This is a genomic window from Pseudomonas sp. R1-1, from assembly GCF_051132135.1.
In the GTDB taxonomy this organism is placed as follows: domain Bacteria; phylum Pseudomonadota; class Gammaproteobacteria; order Pseudomonadales; family Pseudomonadaceae; genus Aquipseudomonas.
Map to the genome: position 1 here is coordinate 4,776,353 of NZ_CP071663.1, position 17,856 is coordinate 4,794,208.

20 protein-coding genes are annotated in these 17,856 nt (G+C 59.5%); 16 read left to right on the top strand and 4 right to left on the bottom strand.

Features of this window, described 5'->3' with window-relative positions:
• Nucleotides 1-79 precede the first annotated feature (79 nt).
• Nucleotides 80-400, bottom strand: a complete 321-nt coding sequence (locus tag J3P75_RS21405; protein WP_434708095.1) for a DUF2288 domain-containing protein — start codon at nt 398-400, stop codon at nt 80-82.
• Nucleotides 401-752: 352 nt separating this feature from the next.
• Between J3P75_RS21405 and J3P75_RS21410 the strand changes: the two genes are divergently transcribed.
• From J3P75_RS21410 to J3P75_RS21450, 9 genes are all read left to right on the top strand, one after another.
• Complete coding sequence (locus tag J3P75_RS21410) at nt 753-1,880, top strand: branched-chain amino acid ABC transporter substrate-binding protein (protein ID WP_434708096.1); 1,128 nt, start codon at nt 753-755, stop codon at nt 1,878-1,880.
• Between the two features lie 230 nt (nt 1,881-2,110).
• On the top strand, nt 2,111-3,034 hold the full coding sequence (livH, locus tag J3P75_RS21415) for a high-affinity branched-chain amino acid ABC transporter permease LivH (protein WP_090282129.1): 924 nt from the start codon (nt 2,111-2,113) through the stop codon (nt 3,032-3,034).
• Nucleotides 3,031-4,287, top strand: a complete 1,257-nt coding sequence (locus tag J3P75_RS21420; RefSeq protein WP_090282128.1) for a high-affinity branched-chain amino acid ABC transporter permease LivM — start codon at nt 3,031-3,033, stop codon at nt 4,285-4,287. The genes livH and J3P75_RS21420 overlap by 4 nt, the downstream gene beginning before the upstream one ends.
• Nucleotides 4,284-5,051 carry a high-affinity branched-chain amino acid ABC transporter ATP-binding protein LivG gene (gene livG, locus J3P75_RS21425; protein ID WP_434708097.1) on the top strand — a complete coding sequence of 256 codons (768 nt, stop codon included), beginning with the start codon at nt 4,284-4,286 and terminating at the stop codon, nt 5,049-5,051. Before J3P75_RS21420 ends, livG begins: the two co-directional genes overlap by 4 nt.
• A complete protein-coding gene (locus J3P75_RS21430) occupies nt 5,052-5,753 on the top strand; it encodes an ABC transporter ATP-binding protein (protein ID WP_003222380.1) in 702 nt (233 codons plus the stop codon).
• A 301-nt stretch (nt 5,754-6,054) separates the two neighbouring features.
• Complete coding sequence (locus J3P75_RS21435; RefSeq protein ID WP_434708098.1) at nt 6,055-6,360, top strand: BufA1 family periplasmic bufferin-type metallophore; 306 nt, start codon at nt 6,055-6,057, stop codon at nt 6,358-6,360.
• Nucleotides 6,361-6,385: 25 nt separating this feature from the next.
• Nucleotides 6,386-7,273: an MNIO family bufferin maturase gene (gene bufB, locus J3P75_RS21440; protein ID WP_434708099.1), complete on the top strand. Its 888-nt coding sequence runs from the start codon at nt 6,386-6,388 to the stop codon at nt 7,271-7,273.
• Nucleotides 7,270-8,028, top strand: coding sequence for an HvfC/BufC N-terminal domain-containing protein (locus tag J3P75_RS21445; RefSeq protein WP_434708100.1), 759 nt, complete (start codon nt 7,270-7,272; stop codon nt 8,026-8,028). Before bufB ends, J3P75_RS21445 begins: the two co-directional genes overlap by 4 nt.
• Nucleotides 8,025-8,501 (top strand): DoxX family protein, encoded by a 477-nt coding sequence (locus J3P75_RS21450; RefSeq protein WP_434708102.1) that lies wholly within the window; start codon nt 8,025-8,027, stop codon nt 8,499-8,501. The genes J3P75_RS21445 and J3P75_RS21450 overlap by 4 nt, the downstream gene beginning before the upstream one ends.
• Nucleotides 8,502-8,612: 111 nt before the next feature.
• On the opposite strand, the gene J3P75_RS21455 is transcribed toward J3P75_RS21450, so the two are convergent.
• Nucleotides 8,613-9,527: a LysR family transcriptional regulator gene (locus tag J3P75_RS21455; RefSeq protein ID WP_434708103.1), complete on the bottom strand. Its 915-nt coding sequence runs from the start codon at nt 9,525-9,527 to the stop codon at nt 8,613-8,615.
• A gap of 104 nt (nt 9,528-9,631) precedes the next feature.
• On the opposite strand from J3P75_RS21455, the gene J3P75_RS21460 reads away from it, so the two are divergent.
• Complete coding sequence (locus J3P75_RS21460; RefSeq protein WP_434708104.1) at nt 9,632-10,231, top strand: short chain dehydrogenase; 600 nt, start codon at nt 9,632-9,634, stop codon at nt 10,229-10,231.
• A 4-nt stretch (nt 10,232-10,235) separates the two neighbouring features.
• Here the strand turns inward: J3P75_RS21460 and J3P75_RS21465 are convergent, their stop codons facing one another.
• On the bottom strand, nt 10,236-10,583 hold the full coding sequence (locus tag J3P75_RS21465; RefSeq protein WP_434708105.1) for a hypothetical protein: 348 nt from the start codon (nt 10,581-10,583) through the stop codon (nt 10,236-10,238).
• Nucleotides 10,584-10,711: 128 nt separating this feature from the next.
• Between J3P75_RS21465 and J3P75_RS21470 the strand changes: the two genes are divergently transcribed.
• Complete coding sequence (locus tag J3P75_RS21470; protein ID WP_434708106.1) at nt 10,712-11,365, top strand: COG3650 family protein; 654 nt, start codon at nt 10,712-10,714, stop codon at nt 11,363-11,365.
• Between the two features lie 97 nt (nt 11,366-11,462).
• Nucleotides 11,463-13,076 (top strand): NAD(P)/FAD-dependent oxidoreductase, encoded by a 1,614-nt coding sequence (locus tag J3P75_RS21475; protein WP_434708107.1) that lies wholly within the window; start codon nt 11,463-11,465, stop codon nt 13,074-13,076.
• A 113-nt stretch (nt 13,077-13,189) separates the two neighbouring features.
• Here the strand turns inward: J3P75_RS21475 and J3P75_RS21480 are convergent, their stop codons facing one another.
• Nucleotides 13,190-14,284 carry a PLP-dependent cysteine synthase family protein gene (locus tag J3P75_RS21480; protein WP_434708108.1) on the bottom strand — a complete coding sequence of 365 codons (1,095 nt, stop codon included), beginning with the start codon at nt 14,282-14,284 and terminating at the stop codon, nt 13,190-13,192.
• Between the two features lie 375 nt (nt 14,285-14,659).
• On the opposite strand from J3P75_RS21480, the gene nhaA reads away from it, so the two are divergent.
• From nhaA to J3P75_RS21500, 4 genes are all read left to right on the top strand, one after another.
• A complete protein-coding gene (gene nhaA, locus J3P75_RS21485; protein ID WP_332762391.1) occupies nt 14,660-15,850 on the top strand; it encodes a Na+/H+ antiporter NhaA in 1,191 nt (396 codons plus the stop codon).
• 166 nt (nt 15,851-16,016) lie between these two features.
• A complete protein-coding gene (locus J3P75_RS21490; protein ID WP_434708109.1) occupies nt 16,017-17,240 on the top strand; it encodes a colicin E3/pyocin S6 family cytotoxin in 1,224 nt (407 codons plus the stop codon).
• A gap of 7 nt (nt 17,241-17,247) precedes the next feature.
• Nucleotides 17,248-17,493 carry a colicin E3-like toxin immunity protein gene (locus tag J3P75_RS21495; RefSeq protein ID WP_203421017.1) on the top strand — a complete coding sequence of 82 codons (246 nt, stop codon included), beginning with the start codon at nt 17,248-17,250 and terminating at the stop codon, nt 17,491-17,493.
• Between the two features lie 82 nt (nt 17,494-17,575).
• Nucleotides 17,576-17,773 carry a pyocin S6 family toxin immunity protein gene (locus J3P75_RS21500; RefSeq protein WP_434708110.1) on the top strand — a complete coding sequence of 66 codons (198 nt, stop codon included), beginning with the start codon at nt 17,576-17,578 and terminating at the stop codon, nt 17,771-17,773.
• The last annotated feature ends 83 nt before the right edge of the window (nt 17,774-17,856 follow it).

Sequence of the window (17,856 nt, forward strand, 5' to 3'; positions counted from 1 at the left end):
GCGCCTGTGGCGTTTCTCCACGGCAACGTGCCATCACGCTACTCCGCTACACACTTTTCGTAGATATCTGCTCGCACCATTAAGGTGCGACGCTCGCAGAGGCCGCCCTTTCCTGGATCATAATCCACGGCGAAACCACCACTGCCCACAGCGGCGGATCGCGTTCGAAAATATCCAGCGCCCGCGTTTCAGACAGTTTGGCGACCTTGTCTTCGGCCAGCCAGGCAGCGACTTTGTCGCCATCATCGGTTGCCACGGCTTCGGCTGCGGCGATCAAATCCAGCGCTGGGTCGACCCACAATAGGGCACCCTTGGCGAAGAACGGCTCCAACTCTTTCCAGGTAATAGATGCGGTTTCCCCAAGCAGCTTGGCATAGAGGGTGCTAGGTTCTTGATTCATGGGCTCTGTCCGGAAAAGAAATCGACGCGAATCATAACGTTGGTGGTCCGCCAGAAAAACCCGGTTGCAAATGGCTGCACCGAACGAAAAGAGCAGGAATGCCAGGGAATGCTGATGATCGGGCTATATGCCCGCGAAAGCCCCGCAGCAATTCTGTCTTTTTCATTCAAAAATGCGACATCCCCAGGTTTTGCCCCTTGGCGCCCGCTTCCCAGTTGAACAAGCGGCGCTCTACACTGTACCGGTACAGTTGCCGGGGGCGTTTCCGGAGGATGTCGCAAAGATATCTGACCCGGTTCTGCTGCTACGGCGCCAGGACTCTAAAAAAATACAACAGTAAGAGTGGAGCACTATGACTAAGGCTACTAAGCAGATTTCCAAACTGTTTGCCGCTATGGTTCTGGCCGGGGTTGCCAGCCATTCGTTCGCAGCTGACACCATCAAAATCGGTATCGCCGGTCCTAAGACCGGTCCAGTAGCCCAATACGGCGACATGCAGTTCAGTGGCGCGAAAATGGCCATCGAGCAGATCAACGCCAAGGGCGGCGTCGACGGCAAGAAACTCGAAGCCGTTGAATACGACGATGCCTGCGATCCGAAACAAGCGGTAGCGGTAGCGAACAAGGTCGTCAACGACGGCGTCAAGTTCGTGGTCGGTCACCTGTGCTCCAGCTCCACTCAGCCCGCTTCGGACATCTACGAAGACGAAGGCGTGATCATGATCACCCCGGCTGCCACCAGCCCGGACATCACCGCCCGTGGCTACAAAATGATCTTCCGTACCATCGGTCTGGACAGCGCCCAGGGCCCTGCCGCCGGCAACTACATCGCCGATTACGTGAAACCGAAAGTGGTTGGCGTGCTGCACGACAAACAGCAGTACGGTGAAGGCATCGCCACCGCGGTGAAATCGACCCTGGAGAAGAAAGGCACCAAGGTTGCCGTATTCGAAGGCGTCAACGCCGGCGACAAGGATTTCTCGGCGATCATCGCCAAGCTCAAGCAAGCAAACGTCGACTTCGTCTACTACGGCGGCTACCACCCAGAGCTGGGTCTGATCCTGCGTCAAGCCCAGGAAAAAGGCCTGAAAGCCAGGTTCATGGGCCCGGAAGGCGTGGGTAACGACTCGATCACCCAGATCGCCAAGGACGCCTCCGAAGGCCTGCTGGTGACCCTGCCGAAATCCTTCGACCAGGATCCGGCCAACGTTGCCCTGGCTGACGCGTTCAAAGCGAAGAAGGAAGACCCGAGCGGCCCGTTCGTGTTCCCGTCCTACTCGGCTGTGACCGTGATCGCCGAAGGCATCAAGGCTGCCAAGTCCGAAGACGCCACCAAAGTTGCCGAAGCCATCCACGCCGGTTCGTTCAAGACCCCGACCGGTGACCTGAGTTTCGACGACAAGGGCGACCTGAAAGACTTCAAATTCGTGGTTTACGAGTGGCACAACGGCAAACCTAAAACTGAAGTTTCGCCTCAGTAAGGCGCTGCCTGACTGACTGCCAATAAAGCCCACGGCGTGCCGTGGGCTTTGTTTTACGAATGTATGGGCCGCGCTGGCGTGATCCGCCAGTCTCCCCACCTGAAAATCTCAAAACCGTCATCAGCGGTTCGCTGGCAAAACCCGGATTCGAAGTGGATAGAGATCCACGGGGCCGGGCGGGAAAATGACTCCACCAGTGAAATGCGTATCAGGTTTTTAGGAGCGCTGTAATGCCTGACCTCTATCACTTCTTCCAACAGCTGGTTAACGGCCTCAACGTTGGCAGCATGTATGCCTTGATCGCCATCGGCTACACGATGGTCTACGGCATCATTGGAATGATCAACTTCGCCCACGGCGAGGTGTACATGATCGGTTCCTACGTGGCGTTCATCGCCATCGCCGGGCTGACCATGATGGGACTCGACAGTGTCCCGCTGCTGATGACTGCGGCGTTCATTGCCAGCATCGTCGTCACCAGTTCCTACGGTTACAGCATCGAACGCATTGCCTACCGCCCCCTGCGCGGCAGCAACCGTCTGATCCCGCTGATTTCCGCCATCGGTATGTCGATCTTCCTGCAGAACACCGTTCTGCTGGCGCAAGACTCCAAGGACAAAGCAATCCCCAACCTGATCCCGGGCAACCTCGCCTTCGGTCCGGGTGGCGCACAAGAAGTGCTGATTTCCTACATGCAGATCGTGGTGTTCGTCGTCACTCTGATCGCCATGCTCGGCCTGACCCTGTTCATCTCCCGTTCTCGTCTGGGCCGCGCCTGCCGCGCCTGCGCCGAAGACATCAAGATGGCCAACCTGCTCGGCATCAACACCAACAACATCATCGCCCTGACCTTCGTCATCGGTGCTGCGCTGGCAGCCGTTGCGGCTGTGCTGCTGAGCATGCAATACGGCGTGATCAACCCGAACGCCGGTTTCCTCGTCGGCCTCAAGGCTTTCACCGCTGCGGTACTGGGCGGCATCGGCAGCATTCCCGGCGCGATGCTCGGCGGGTTGGTGCTCGGTGTAGCGGAAGCGTTCGGTGCCGATATCTTCGGCGACCAGTACAAGGACGTCGTGGCGTTCGGTTTGCTGGTTCTGGTGCTGTTGTTCCGTCCGACCGGCATTCTGGGCCGTCCGGAGGTTGAGAAAGTATGACTAGGAATCTTAAACAGGCGCTGTTCAGCGCTTTGCTGGTGTGGGCCGTGGCCTACCCGGTACTCGGTCTGAAACTGACCATCGTTGGCATCAATCTGGAAGTGCACAACACCAGCCCTGCGGTGCTTGCGACCATCGCAATCTGCTCGGTGCTGATGTTCCTGCGCGTGCTGTTCAATCAGCAGATCAGCAAAGCCTGGCGCTCCTCGCCGGGCATGCCGCTGATCCCGGCCAAGGCCAGCAACTTCCTGACCCTGCCGACCACTCAGCGTTACTTCATCATTGCGCTGATCATCATCGCCCTGGTGTGGCCGTTCTTCGGTTCACGTGGCGCGGTGGACATCGCCACGCTGATCCTGATCTACGTGATGCTCGGCCTCGGCCTGAACATCGTCGTCGGTCTGGCCGGTCTGCTCGACCTCGGTTACGTCGGTTTCTATGCCGTCGGCGCCTACAGCTACGCGCTGCTGTCGCACTACTACGGCCTGAGTTTCTGGATCTGCCTGCCGATTGCCGGCCTGATGGCGGCGACGTTCGGCTTCCTGTTGGGCTTCCCGGTGTTGCGTCTGCGCGGTGACTATCTGGCAATCGTGACCTTGGGTTTCGGTGAGATCATCCGTCTGTTCCTGCGTAACCTGACCGATATCACCGGCGGCCCGAACGGCATCAGCAACATCGAAAAACCGACGTTCTTCGGCCTGACCTTCGAGCGTAAAGCGGCGGAAGGCCTGCAGACGTTCCACGAATATTTCGGCCTGCAATACAACTCGATCAACAAGGTGATCTTCCTTTACCTCGTTGCCCTGTTGCTGGCACTGGCGGCGCTGTTCGTGATCAACCGTTTGCTGCGCATGCCGATCGGCCGTGCGTGGGAAGCGCTGCGTGAAGACGAAATCGCCTGCCGTGCGCTGGGCCTGAACCCGACCGTGATCAAGCTTTCTGCGTTCACCCTCGGTGCCGCGTTCGCCGGTTTTGCCGGCAGCTTCTTCGCCGCGCGCCAGGGGCTGGTCACGCCGGAGTCGTTCACCTTCATCGAGTCGGCGATCATTCTCGCCATCGTCGTGCTGGGTGGCATGGGCTCGCAGCTCGGCGTGATCCTGGCGGCGATCGTGATGATCCTGTTACCGGAAATGATGCGTGAGTTCAGCGAGTACCGCATGCTGATGTTCGGTGCCCTGATGGTGTTGATGATGATCTGGCGTCCACAAGGTCTGCTGCCGATGCAACGCCCACACATGGAGTTGCGCAAATGAGCCGCGAGATCCTTAAAGTCGACAATCTGAGCATGCGCTTCGGCGGCCTGCTCGCGGTCAACGGTGTGGCCCTGACCGTCAAAGAGAAACAAGTGGTTGCGTTGATCGGGCCGAACGGCGCGGGCAAGACTACCGTGTTCAACTGCCTGACCGGTTTCTATCAGCCGACCGGCGGCAGCATCCTGCTCGACGGCGAGCCGATCCAGGGCCTGCCCGGCCACAAGATCGCGCTCAAGGGTGTGGTGCGTACTTTCCAGAACGTGCGTCTGTTCAAGGACATGACCGCGGTCGAGAACCTGCTGATCGCCCAGCACCGGCACCTGAACACCAACTTCCTGTCCGGTCTGTTCAAGACCCCGGCGTTCCGCAAAAGCGAGCGCGAGGCGATGGAGTTTGCCGAGTACTGGCTGGACAAGGTCAACCTCAAAGAGTTTGCCAACCGCACCGCCGGCACCCTCGCCTACGGTCAGCAGCGGCGTCTGGAAATCGCTCGCTGTATGATGACCCGCCCGCGGATCCTCATGCTCGACGAACCGGCCGCCGGTCTGAACCCGAAAGAGACCGAAGACCTCAAGTCACTGATTGGCGTGCTGCGCGAGGAGCACAACGTCACCGTGCTGCTGATCGAGCACGACATGAAACTGGTCATGAGCATTTCCGACCACATCGTCGTGATCAACCAGGGTACGCCGCTGGCCGACGGCACGCCGGAACAGATCCGCGACAATCCTGAAGTGATCAAAGCCTACCTGGGGGAAGCGTAAATGCTGCAGTTCGAAAACGTTTCCACCTTCTACGGCAAGATCCAGGCCCTGCACAGCGTCAACGTCGAAGTCCGTCAGGGCGAGATCGTCACGCTGATCGGCGCCAACGGTGCCGGCAAGTCCACGCTGCTGATGACGCTCTGCGGTTCGCCGCAGGCGCACAGCGGCAGCATCCGCTACATGGGCGAGGAGCTGGTCGGCCAGGACTCGTCGCAGATCATGCGCAAGAGCATCGCAGTGGTCCCTGAAGGTCGTCGGGTGTTCGCCCGTCTGACCGTCGAAGAAAACCTGTCCATGGGCGGTTTCTTCACTGACAAGGGCGATTATCAGGAGCAGATGGACAAGGTCCTCGGCCTGTTTCCGCGCCTCAAGGAACGCTTCAACCAGCGCGGCGGCACCATGTCCGGCGGCGAACAGCAAATGCTCGCCATCGGCCGTGCGCTGATGAGCAAGCCCAAGCTGCTGCTGCTCGATGAACCGTCGCTGGGCCTGGCACCGATCATCATTCAGCAGATCTTCGACATCATCGAACAGCTGCGCAAGGACGGTGTGACGGTGTTCCTGGTCGAGCAGAACGCCAACCAGGCGCTGAAAATCGCCGACCGCGCCTATGTTCTGGAGAACGGCCGCGTGGTCATGCAAGGCACCGGTGAAGCACTGCTGACCGACCCGAAAGTGCGCGAGGCGTATCTCGGCGGTTGATGCGGTTGCTGAATGAAAAACGGCCTTCGGGCCGTTTTTTTATGCCCGACGCAAATCTCGAACCCACCGCAAATCCCCTGTAGGAGTGAGCCTGCTCGCGATAGCGGTGTATCAGTTGCAAAAGTATTGCCTGACAGTCCGCTATCGCGAGCAGGCTCACTCCTACAGGGGAACGGGGCGGTTCGAAGATTTTTTAAAAAAATTCAGTCCCACCTGTAACGCATCCCCCCGACCTTTCTCTAGAGGGACAAGCAAGCGCAAAAGCACTTGCAGACACCCTGATAAAACCTGGAGAAACATCATGACTGCTACCACCCGCACCCTGTCCGCCACCGCTCTGGTTCTGGCCCTTGGTTCCGCGCTGAGCATCGCCACCGTCTCCACCGCCCAAGCCGCCGATGCCAACATGGAAAAATGCTTCGGCGTGGCCATGAAAGGCAAGAACGACTGCGCCGCAGGTGCAGGCACCACCTGCGCTGGCACAGCGAAAATGGACTACCAGGCCAACGCATGGAAACACGTTCCGAAAGGCACCTGCGTTACCACCGAAAGCAAAACCTCGCCGACCGGTTTCGGTCAGCTCGAAGCGTTCAAAGCCAAGTCCTGATCCGCAGCCTGCCTGAGTGACGATCATGTTCAGCGACCACGACCATATCCTTGCGCGCACTCAGGCAGCCCTCACCGGGCTCCCGCCCCGTGCCGGGCTGGGCCTCAAGACCGGGCACTTTCAACAGGTGCTCGGTTCATTACCGGACCTCGGCTTCTTCGAAGTCCACGCCGAAAACTACATGGTGGCCGGCGGCCCGTTTCATCATTTTCTCGGTTTGATTCGTGCGCAGTATCCGCTGTCGCTGCACGGTGTCGGCTTGTCCATCGGTGCTGAATCGCCGCTGGATCAACAACACCTCAAGCGCCTGGCCGAGCTGATTGAACGCTATCAACCGCAATCTTTTTCCGAACATCTGGCGTGGTCGAGCCACGGCCCGGTGTTTCTCAATGACCTGCTCCCGCTGGCCTACGACACGCCAACGCTGAACCGCGTCTGCGCGCACATCGATCAGGTCCAGAACAGCCTCAAGCGGCCGATGCTGCTGGAAAACCCGGCGACTTATCTGGCGTTCGAGCGCTCGACCATCGATGAGCCAGACTTCATCGCCGAGGTAATTCGCCGCAGCGGCTGTGGCCTGTTGCTCGACGTGAACAACGTCTATGTGTCGTGCATCAATCATCAGCGCGACCCGCTGAACTACCTCGACGCCCTGCCGCTGCACGCGGTCGGCGAGATTCATCTGGCCGGATTCGCCGAAGATTGCGACAGCCTCGGCGATCGTTTGCTGATCGACGATCATGGCGCGCCGATCGATCAAGCGGTCTGGCAGTTGTATCGCCAGGTATTGGAGCGCATCGGCCCGGTGGCGACGCTGATCGAGCGTGACAACCAGGTGCCGGCGTTCGAGGTATTGCTCGCCGAGGCGCAGCAGGCCGAGCGCTTGTTGCTGAAATGCGGAGGCCGCGCATGAGCACACAAAGCGCTTTCGCCGCCGCACTGATCGATACGCGCCTGCCCTGCCCCGATGGTCTGCGCAGCGCCAACGGTGCCGACCCGGCGAGCCGTTTCGCGGTGTATCGCAACAACGTGCAGGCGTCGCTGATCAATGCCCTGGCCGACAGTTATCCGGTGGTGCAGCAACTGGTTGGCGAGGAGTTCTTCCGCGCCATGGCTGCGACTTTCGTCCGCAGCCAACCGCCACACAGTCCGCTGATGAGCCGCTACGGCGAAACATTCGCCGACTTCATCGCACAGTTCCAACCGATTGCCAGCGTGCCGTATGTCGCCGACGTCGCGCGCCTCGAGTACCTGCGCGTGCACGCCTACCACGCCGCCGACGCGCAGCCGATCCGGCCGGAGCACGTCAGCGCCGCCCTCGCCAACCCGCAAACCCTCGGCGAACTTACGTTCGGGTTGCATTCATCGCTACACCTGCTCGATTCACGGTTTGCCGTGGTGGCGATCTGGGCCGCGCATCAGCAAGAGCAAAGCCTGGCGGGCATTGGCCTGAATCAAGGGCAACACGCACTGGTGCTGCGCAACGGCCTCGATGTCGAGGTGTTTGCTCTGGACGCCGGCGCCAGCGTGTTTATCGGTCACCTGAACAATGGCCTGCCGTTACTCGCGGCGGCCGAAAACAGCCCGCCATTCGATCTCGCCCAAACCCTCGCTTTGTTGATCGCACACAACGCGATCATCCAACTGACCTACAAGGAGTTGCCATGAACAGCCTTATCCTGCGCGCCATCAGCCTGCTGGAGAAAATCCCGCACAGCCTGATTGCCCTCATTGCGCGTTTCTCCATCGCTGCAGTGTTCTGGAAGTCCGGGCAAACCAAGGTCGAAGGCCTGGCGATCGACTTGATTGACGGTACGTTCCAACTGGGCTGGCCGCGTCTGGCGGACTCGGCGATTCCGCTGTTCCAGAGTGAATACAACCTGCCGCTGCTGCCGCCCGAAATCGCCGCGCATCTGGCGGCGTTCGCCGAACACTTTTTCCCGGTGTTGATCCTGATCGGCCTGGCGACACGTTTTTCGGCGCTGGCGCTGCTGGGCATGACCCTGACCATCCAGATTTTTGTCTATCCCGACGCGTACCCGACCCACGGCACCTGGGCGGCGTTGTTGCTGTATTTGATGACGACCGGGCCGGGAAAACTATCGATCGATCACCTGATCGCCCGCCGTTTTTCTCGCTGAAGAAGATCCCTGTGGGAGCGAGCCTGCTCGCGAAGGCGCTGTGTCAGCTTGCATAGAGCTTGCTGGCCTGCGGCCTTCGCGAGCAGGCTCGCTCCCACAGGGCCATGGAAATCAGCGCTGGAGTCGATCCAGCGCCTCGCCACTGCGCTTGAACCAGCCCATCAGGTAATCCGCCAACACCTGCGTGCGTTTCGGCAAACCGCCCTGATACGGATGCACCAGCAGCATCGGCATGCGCCGGGTCTGAAAATCGCGCAGGAGCCAGCGCAAGCGGCCGTCGGCCAACTCCGTCTGCAGCAGATAGGAAGGCAGTCGGGCGATACCGGCACCGGTTAGCGCGGCTTTCTTCAGCAGGCTGTAATGGTTGCTGGCGAACGGGCCAGAGACCCGCACCCGCAACAATTCGTGCTGCTGGTGATACAGCCATTCTTCGCGCCCGCTGTAATGGCTGTTGAGCAGGCAGCGGTGCTCGGCCAGTTGCTGCGGCGTCGTCGGCTCGCCGTAACGTTCGAGGTAGGCGGGGCTGGCGCAGGTCATCTCCTGCCACGCCAATAGCGGCCGGGCCACCAGGCGTTGGTCATTGGCCACTTCTGAGCGGATCGCCAGATCGAATCCGTCGCGTGACAGATCGCGATAGCTGTTACTCAGCTCCAGCTCGATCTGCACTTCGGGGTACTGCTGCGAGAACTCCAGTAGCAGACCATCGAAAAACGTTTCCCCGAGCGACACCGGCACCGTCATCCGCACCGGGCCGGCCATGTCGTCCTTGAGCCGCGCCAATGCCTGACGTGCCCGTTCGACCTGAACCACCAGCGCCTGCGCTTGCGGCAACAGCGCCGCGCCCGCCGCCGTCAGGCTCAAACGCCGAGTAGTGCGTTGCAGCAGGACCACGGAAAACCGCGCTTCGAGCTGGCTGATACGCTTGGACAACTGGCCCTTGCTACAGCCCAACTGTTGCGCGGCCAAGGTAAAACTGCCGGCTTCGATCAACACGGCGAACGCCGCCAGATCATCCATTTCGCTCATGGATTGTTTCCACTTGAAAACCAAAGGTTGCCTATTAGTGCGCTTATCCGCGAGAAAAACCACTCTAGACTGAAACCTCATGCAATCACTTGAGGTACAGCTCGATGAAAATTCTGTTGATAGGCGCTGGTGGCACCATCGGTTCGGCCGTGGACAAAGAACTGTCGCAACGTCACGAAGTCATCCGTATCGGCCGTAACAGCGGCGACTTGCAGGTCGATATCAGCGACAGCGCATCGATTCGCAAACTGTTCGAACAGACTGGCAAATTCGATGCGCTGATCTGCGCCGCCGGCAACGTGACCTTCGCGCCGCTGAGCGAAATGAGCGACGACAGTTTTGCCCTCGGCCTGAAGGACAAGCTGATGGGCCAGGTCAATCTGCTGCTGATCGGCCGCGAATTCGCCAACGACGGCGCCTCGTTCACCTTCACCACCGGCGTGCTCAGCCACGACCCGATTCGCAGCGGCGCCTCGGCAGCTTTGGTCAACGGCGCGCTGGACAGCTTCGTCCGTGCCGCCGCGATCGAATTGCCGCGCGGTTTGAGAATCAACTCGGTAAGCCCGACCGTTCTGACGGAAGCCTTGGGTAAATACGCGCCTTACTTCCGCGGCTTCAAGTCCGTTGCTGCGGCGGACGTGGCATTGGCCTACGCGAAAAGTGTCGAAGGCCTGCAAACCGGTCAGACATTTCACGTCGGTTGACCGGTCAGTCGATCAGAGTGGGTAAAAGGTTTTTGGCAATGGGCCGAGGTATCGCAATTCTGAATCGCCGCCCCAGCGCCGAGTGAACCGTTGCCGTCGAAACGGGCTGGCTATTGATCGAAAGCGTCAACGGCTTCCCGATCGACTTCTGGCTGATTTGCGCCACCCTCTCGGTTGCTTCTGGCGTAAGAGTGACCGAGAGCTGAACATGATCCGGATTGGCCCCTTCATCATCCTTGAGCAGCACCTCCATTCTGGAGAAATCCATAGCTGAGGACAGATTGATCTCGGCTGCCTGACTTGCGCCTGATGCTGCCAGTGTCAACAGCAATATCGCCGACGTCCATTGCATAAAATTCTTCCTGATTTACGTGGCGAAACTATGCATCGACGCTAAACGTGACTCAATAGTGGCCACACAAGCCTTGTGATCGACAGCTGCCCTCAGTAACGTGGCGACACTTGTCTGGAGAGCCGAAGATGCGTGTCGCCCGTTCGTTAGTCGTTGTTGCCCTGCTGCCGTTGTTTGCCGCCTGCCAGATGTTCGATGGCCAGCGTGAAAGTGCCTCGCATGTCGGCCAGACGCGGATGCAGGGGCAACTGACCGCGGCTGACGGCAAACTGGTGTTTCAGCCGTGTCAGGAGCAGCGTCAACTGGTGATCAATGACATCGGCGGCACCAGTGTGTTGCAGGAAGCCGCGACGCTGGCCGACGAGCAAGGCAAGCTGTTTGCCGATGTTCGCGGCAAAGTCGTCGGCGATCGCCTCGACCTGACCCAGCTGTACCGTGTCGAGCGCTCCGGCAGCGCTTGCGATGATCCGAATTTCAAACTGCTGATTCTGCGTGCTGCCGGCCACGGCCCGGAGTGGAACATCAAGGTCAGCGGCAAGGGCATGGTCATCGAGCGTGAGGGCCAGCCACCGTTGGCCGTACCTTATGTCGAGGAACAATTGGGCGACGGTCGTTTCAACCTCAGCAGCGAAGCCAACAACCAGCGCATCGAATTGTGGGTCGCGCCGCAACGCTGCGTCGACAGCAGCAGCGGCAGCGTGCAGCACATGAGCGCCGAGCTGCGCATCGACGGCCAGGTGCAGCGTGGTTGCGGGTATTTCGGCGGATCGCGCAACGACTGAGCGTTTTAGCCTCACCCGATCCGGCCGTTGCGGCTTATAATCGCCGCCTTCAAACGCCCTGGCGCAGTTGTGCGCCCCGCGAATCCGGATCCCCGCCATGTTACGAATCACCGAACTCAAGCTGCCCATCGACCATCCCGAAGAAGACCTGCGCGCGGCCATTGTGCAACGCTTGGGCATCGCCAGCGATGAGCTGCTCGATTTCACCTTGTTCAAGCGCAGCTACGACGCGCGCAAGAAATCTTCCGAGCTGTGCTTCATCTACACCATCGACCTCAGCCTGCGCGACGAAGCCAGGGTGCTGGGCAAGTTCGCCGATGACCGCAACGTCAACGTGGCGCCAGATGTCAGCTACCAGTTTGTCGGCCAGGCACCTGCCGACCTGGGCCAGCGCCCGATCGTCGTCGGTTTCGGCCCGTGCGGGATCTTCGCCGGCTTGCTGCTGGCACAGATGGGCTTCAAGCCGATCATCCTCGAACGCGGCACCGAAGTGCGCCAGCGCACCAAGGACACCTGGGGCCTGTGGCGCAAAAGCGTGCTCAACCCCGAGTCCAACGTGCAGTTCGGTGAAGGCGGCGCGGGGACGTTCTCCGACGGCAAGCTGTACAGCCAGATCAAGGACCCGAAATTCCTCGGGCGCAAGGTCCTGCACGAGTTCGTCAAGGCCGGCGCGCCGGAAGAAATCCTCTACGTCAGCAAACCGCACATCGGTACGTTCCGTCTGACCGGCATGGTTGAAAACATGCGTGAGCAGATCCGCGAGCTCGGCGGTGAAGTGCGCTTTCAGGAGCGCGTTTCCGACGTGCTGATAGAAGAGGGCCAACTGGTCGGCGTGCAACTGGCGAGCGGCGAAACCTTGCATTCGAAGCACGTGGTTCTGGCCCTCGGCCACAGCGCCCGTGACACTTTCCGCATGTTGCACAGCCGTGGCGTGTTCATGGAAGCCAAGCCGTTTTCGGTGGGTTTCCGTATCGAACACCCGCAATCGCTGATCGACCGCGCACGTTTGGGCAAGTACGCCGGGCACCCGAAACTCGGCGCCGCCGATTACAAACTGGTGCACCACGCCAAGAATGGTCGTTCGGTCTACAGCTTCTGCATGTGCCCGGGCGGCACCGTGGTCGCGGCGACCTCGGAGCCGAATCGCGTGGTCACCAACGGCATGAGCCAGTACTCGCGTAACGAGCGCAATGCCAACTCGGGCATCGTCGTCGGCATCACCCCGGAGGTCGATTATCCGGGTGGCCCGCTGGCCGGCATCGAATTGCAGGAGCGTCTGGAATCCCACGCGTTCATCCTTGGCGGCAGCGACTACAAGGCCCCGGCGCAGCTGGTCGGCGACTTCATCAATGGCAAACCTTCGACCGAACTGGGTGAAGTCGAGCCATCGTACAAACCGGGGGTGGCGCTGGGCGATCTGGCCCTGGCCCTGCCGGATTTCGCCATTGAAGCCATCCGTGAAGCGTTGCCGGCGTTCGAGAAGCAGATCCGTGGTTATTCGTTGCACGACGCGGTGTTGACCGGGATCGAAACGCGCACCTCGTCGCCGCTGCGCATCACCCGCAACGAGTCGCTGCAGAGCATGAACGTCAAAGGCCTGTTCCCGGCGGGCGAAGGCGCGGGTTATGCCGGCGGGATTCTTTCTGCGGGTGTGGACGGGATTCGGATTGCCGAGGCGGTAGCGCGGGATATTCTCGGCCTCTCTGACTGACATAACCGTGTAGGAGTGAGCCTGCTCGCGATAGCGCGATAACATTCAACACTTAAGTTGACTGAATCACCGCTATCGCGAGCAGGCTCACTCCTACATTTGATTGCGGTGTGTCAGATATTGGCGCGCAGGACTGAGGTCGGTAGTTGCTCTCCGCGCTCGGCGCTGGCCGTCACCGCTTCGATCAACCCAGCCAACTCATACCCCTGCGCCTTCAGCCAAGCCTGATCGTAATAGGTGTCGGCGTAGCGCTCGCCGCCATCGCACAGTATCGCCACGATCGATCCCGACTCCCCCGCCAATTTCATCTGCTGCGCCGCCATCAGCGCACCGATCAGGTTGGTCCCGCTCGAACCGCCGACATGCCGACCCAGGCGCTGCGCCAGGTAATGCATGGCCGCCAGCGACAAGGCGTCCGGCACCTTGACCATCGCATCGATTACCTTGGGCAGAAACGATGCCTCAACCCGCGGTCGGCCGATGCCTTCGATGCGCGAACCGCACTCCAGCCGCAGACTGGCATCGCCGCTCTGGTAATAGTCAAAGAACACCGAGCGCTCGGCATCGGCGCACAACACGCGAGTGCCGTGCTGGCGATAGCGCACGTAACGACCAAGCGTTGCGGTGGTGCCGCCAGTGCCGGGGCTGGAAATCAGCCAGCTCGGTTCCGGGTGTTTTTCATAGCGCATCTGTTGAAAGATCGATTCGGCGATATTGTTGTTCGCCCGCCAGTCGGTGGCACGTTCGGCGTAAGTGAACTGATCGATGAAATGCCCGCCATGCTCGCGGGCCAGGCGCTCGGATTCGGCGTAAATCTGCGTCGGGTCTTGCACCAGATGGCTCTGGCCACCGTAAAAAGCGATCTGCGCAATCTTCTCTTTCGACGTAGTCGCCGGCATCACCGCAATGAACGGCAAACCGAGCATCCGTGCGAAGTACGCTTCGGAAATCGCCGTCGAGCCGCTGGACGCCTCGATCACCGGCGCGCCAGGCTTCAACCAGCCGTTGCACAGCGCATACAGAAACAGCGAGCGGGCCAGGCGATGCTTGAGGCTGCCGGTCGGGTGGCTGGATTCATCCTTGAAGTACAACTCGATGCCCGCAAAACCCGGCAGCGGCAAGGGGATCAGGTGGGTATCGGCGCTGCGCTGGAAATCCGCCTCGATGATGCGGATGGCCTCGCGGGCCCACTGTCGGTTGTCGCTCATGGTCAGGCTTCTCGTCGAATCGGGCAGGAGGTAAAACGGGTCGCAAGCTCGGCATGCGTCATCGACGGGTCCAACGCTTTCGCTGGCAGGCCAGCTCCCACAAGGTGAATGCATTTCAAATGTGGGAGCCAGCCTGCTGGCGATTAGGTCGGATCAGGCAGTGCATAGCTCACTGCTCATCAGCTTAGGAAAAATCCGCTGGCGCGCACAGATACAGCTGAGTCTCAATGTGTCCGGCAACTGCTAGGCTCAGCGTGGCTGGGACCAAAAGCCTTGTAACGACATATAACAAAAAAGAATATAACTTTTGTTTTAACAACTAACCGTACGGGTTAGGGTGTCTTACCTTTTTTGACGATTCGATGGAGAGCGACCTTGCCTCTGCGTAGCACTTTCACGCGTTTCTTTCAGCTGGAAGCTGCCAGCGGTCTGTTATTGATCGCCGCAGCCATTCTCGCGCTGATTATCAACAACTCGCCGCTGTCGTGGCTGTACACCGGCCTGCTCGACACGCCGGTGGTGGCGCAGGTCGGCGCGTTGAAAATCGCCAAACCGCTGCTGTTGTGGATCAACGACGGCCTGATGGCGATGTTCTTCCTGCTGATCGGTCTGGAAGTGAAGCGTGAAGTGCTCGACGGCCAGTTGTCCAAGCCCTCGCAGATCGTCCTGCCGGGTGCCGCAGCAGTCGGCGGCATGCTGATACCGGCGCTGATCTACTGGTTTCTCAACCGAGACAACCCTGCCGCCCTCAGCGGCTGGGCGATCCCGACCGCCACCGACATCGCCTTCGCCCTCGGCGTACTCGCCCTGCTCGGCAAACGCGTGCCGGTGTCGCTGAAGTTGTTCCTGATGACCCTGGCGATCATCGATGACCTCGGCGCCATCGTGATCATCGCGATCTTCTACTCCGGCGAACTGTCGACCCTGTCGCTGGGCCTCGCGGCGGCGTGCATCGCCTCGCTGGTGGCAATGAACCGCCTCGGCGTGGTCAAGCTCGGGCCGTACATGATCATCGGTCTGATCCTCTGGGTCTGCGTGCTCAAGAGCGGCGTCCACGCGACGCTGGCTGGCGTGACTCTGGCGTTCTGCATTCCGTTGCGCACGAAAAACGCCGAACCGTCACCCTTGCTCACCTTAGAACACGCGCTGCATCCCTGGGTCGCCTACGGCATCCTGCCGTTGTTCGCCTTCGCCAACGCCGGTCTGTCACTGAGCGGTGTCACGGTCGAAAGCTTCACCCACGACGTACCGATGGGCATCGCCATCGGCCTGCTCCTGGGCAAAACCGTCGGCGTGTTCGGCCTGACCTGGCTCGCGGTAAAAGTCGGCATCGCCGCCCTGCCCCAAGGCGCCAACTGGGGCCAGATCCTCGGCGTGGCGATTCTCTGCGGCATCGGTTTCACCATGAGCCTGTTCGTCGGCTCATTGGCCTTCGAGCCGGGCGTGAGCGACTACGCGGGCATGGACCGGATGGGCATTTTGACCGGCTCGATTCTGGCGGCGTTGATTGGATATGCGGTGACGGCGGCGGCGAGTCGCAAGCAGGCTGCATTGCCGACCAGATAGAAGATCCATGGCGAGGGGAAATCTTCCCTTGCCATCATCCTTTGTGACACGCGGCGAACTATCCCCACGTCTTTAGCGACACGTCCTACAGCCATAATTTTCCTGCTTCGTTAACGTCGTGCAGCTCCTTTCGAGGGGCTGTCGATGATGAGCGAAGGGACGATCGGTGGCGCAGAACAAGGACATTCCCCGGGTACAAAACCCACCGGCGGGCGACGGGCATCACGTTACCTGGCGGTATATGACGGCCACTGAACTGGCCGAGCGCGAAGCGCGACAAAACGCCTACGACGCGATGCTGGCCCGGCAAGAGGCGTTTGAACGCAGCCGGGAAGTCGCCGCAAAAAAACCTGAAGCCGTGCGCGCTGGCTGCGTGTTTGCCAAGTCCTGCAAGTTGCCGGACGCAATCATCGATTACAGCAATCCTTCCGGCATGGTGCCGACCGACAGCGTGAAGGATTACGGCGAGCTGATCCTGCTCGGCGCTCGCGAAGCCGACCCAAGCGGCGGCATTCCACTCAGGAAAATCAGCGCCAACGCCATCCCGGTCGGGTTCGGCAGTCTGGCCTTGGCAGGCTCGGCTTTTGAAGCGCTGCCGGCGCTCGTATCGAGCGCAGCGGCTGCGCCTTTGGTGGGCCTGGTTGCGCTTTTGATGCCATCCAGCCTGGGCGACAGCGCGCTCTACACCGATGAGCAACTAAGCACACTCAGACAAGCCCGAACGCGCGTGCGCCTGCGTGTCGAACAACAAGCCGACGGCAGCCTCAAGGGTTATGGTTTTTACACCGGCAAGCACCGCGATTGGGAAATGGTCGATGTCGTGCAGTTCACTGCACGCGGCGACCGGTTCGCTGCGGATCTGGGTGAAGGCGTCGAACTGCTCTGGACCCCGGCGGTGGATGGCTCGGACATTCTCGGCATTCCAGCACTGGAGGCCGCACCGCAGGCACCGCATATCTGGGTGTATCCACCGACGAAAGCGGTGGACGGGATACTGGTGAATCCGGTTTATCCGCCGGAGTATCGGGATTTTATTTTGGTGTTTCCCGCGAGTTCGGGAGTAAAACCTTTATATGCTGTATTGAACACAACACGGAAAGGGTTGGCGCCTGTAGGACATAGCTACCATCAACCACCGACAACAGAGCAAATAACCGCTTTTCCAGACTTGAAAAAAGTCAAAGACAAAAATCCGGTTCAAGGCGGTGGTGGACTTCGTAAGCGTTGGACTGATGCTAAGGGAAGGAGAATTTACGAATGGGATTCGAGACATGGAGAGCTAGAAATGTACAGAGACGATGGAGCTCATCTGGGAGCCTTTGATCCCTACACAGGCGAACAACGCGAAGGTCCGATAAAAGAAAGAAGCATCAAAAAAAGATATTTGTGAGGTAACTATGGGACTGCAATTGAGACTGGAGTGGTACGACACGAAAACCTTGGAATTTCAGGGTGAGGAGTCGTCAAAAGATCTCGGAGATGATGAATCGGTGTTGAATGCTTTGAGCATCCCGGTGGAAGGCACCATAAATAACGGTAGTTTCAATGTTGTGGAACAGTGGCTCGACGTAATCCAGCCATATTTTCAACATCAGATTGCTCTCCCAAAAAACGACTACCAAATCTCGTTTGACTACAGTTAACGCCGACAGACAGGAAGTTTTGCACCTAATAAACTTCCTTTCCATCACCGGATTCTTCCCTGACGAAGTCCAAGATGACTCCTTGCAATTCGAGCTGGATATCACCGGCAGCGAGATGAATGAAAAAGTGGCCCAGCTCATTGAATCCAAGCCCTTGGATGAGGTGGAACCCGGCGAACTGTTGTTGACTCAGGAGCAGGGAACCGCATTGGAAAACTTGCTCAACGTCAGTTTTCCAAAGGGCCTCGAATACTTCATGGGTACCTGCGCCACATACTGAATGAACAATTCACAAGCAAAGAAAAACCCCGACCAGTCACCTGATCGGGGTTTTCTTTACCTGCATCCCACTAGTGCGAAACG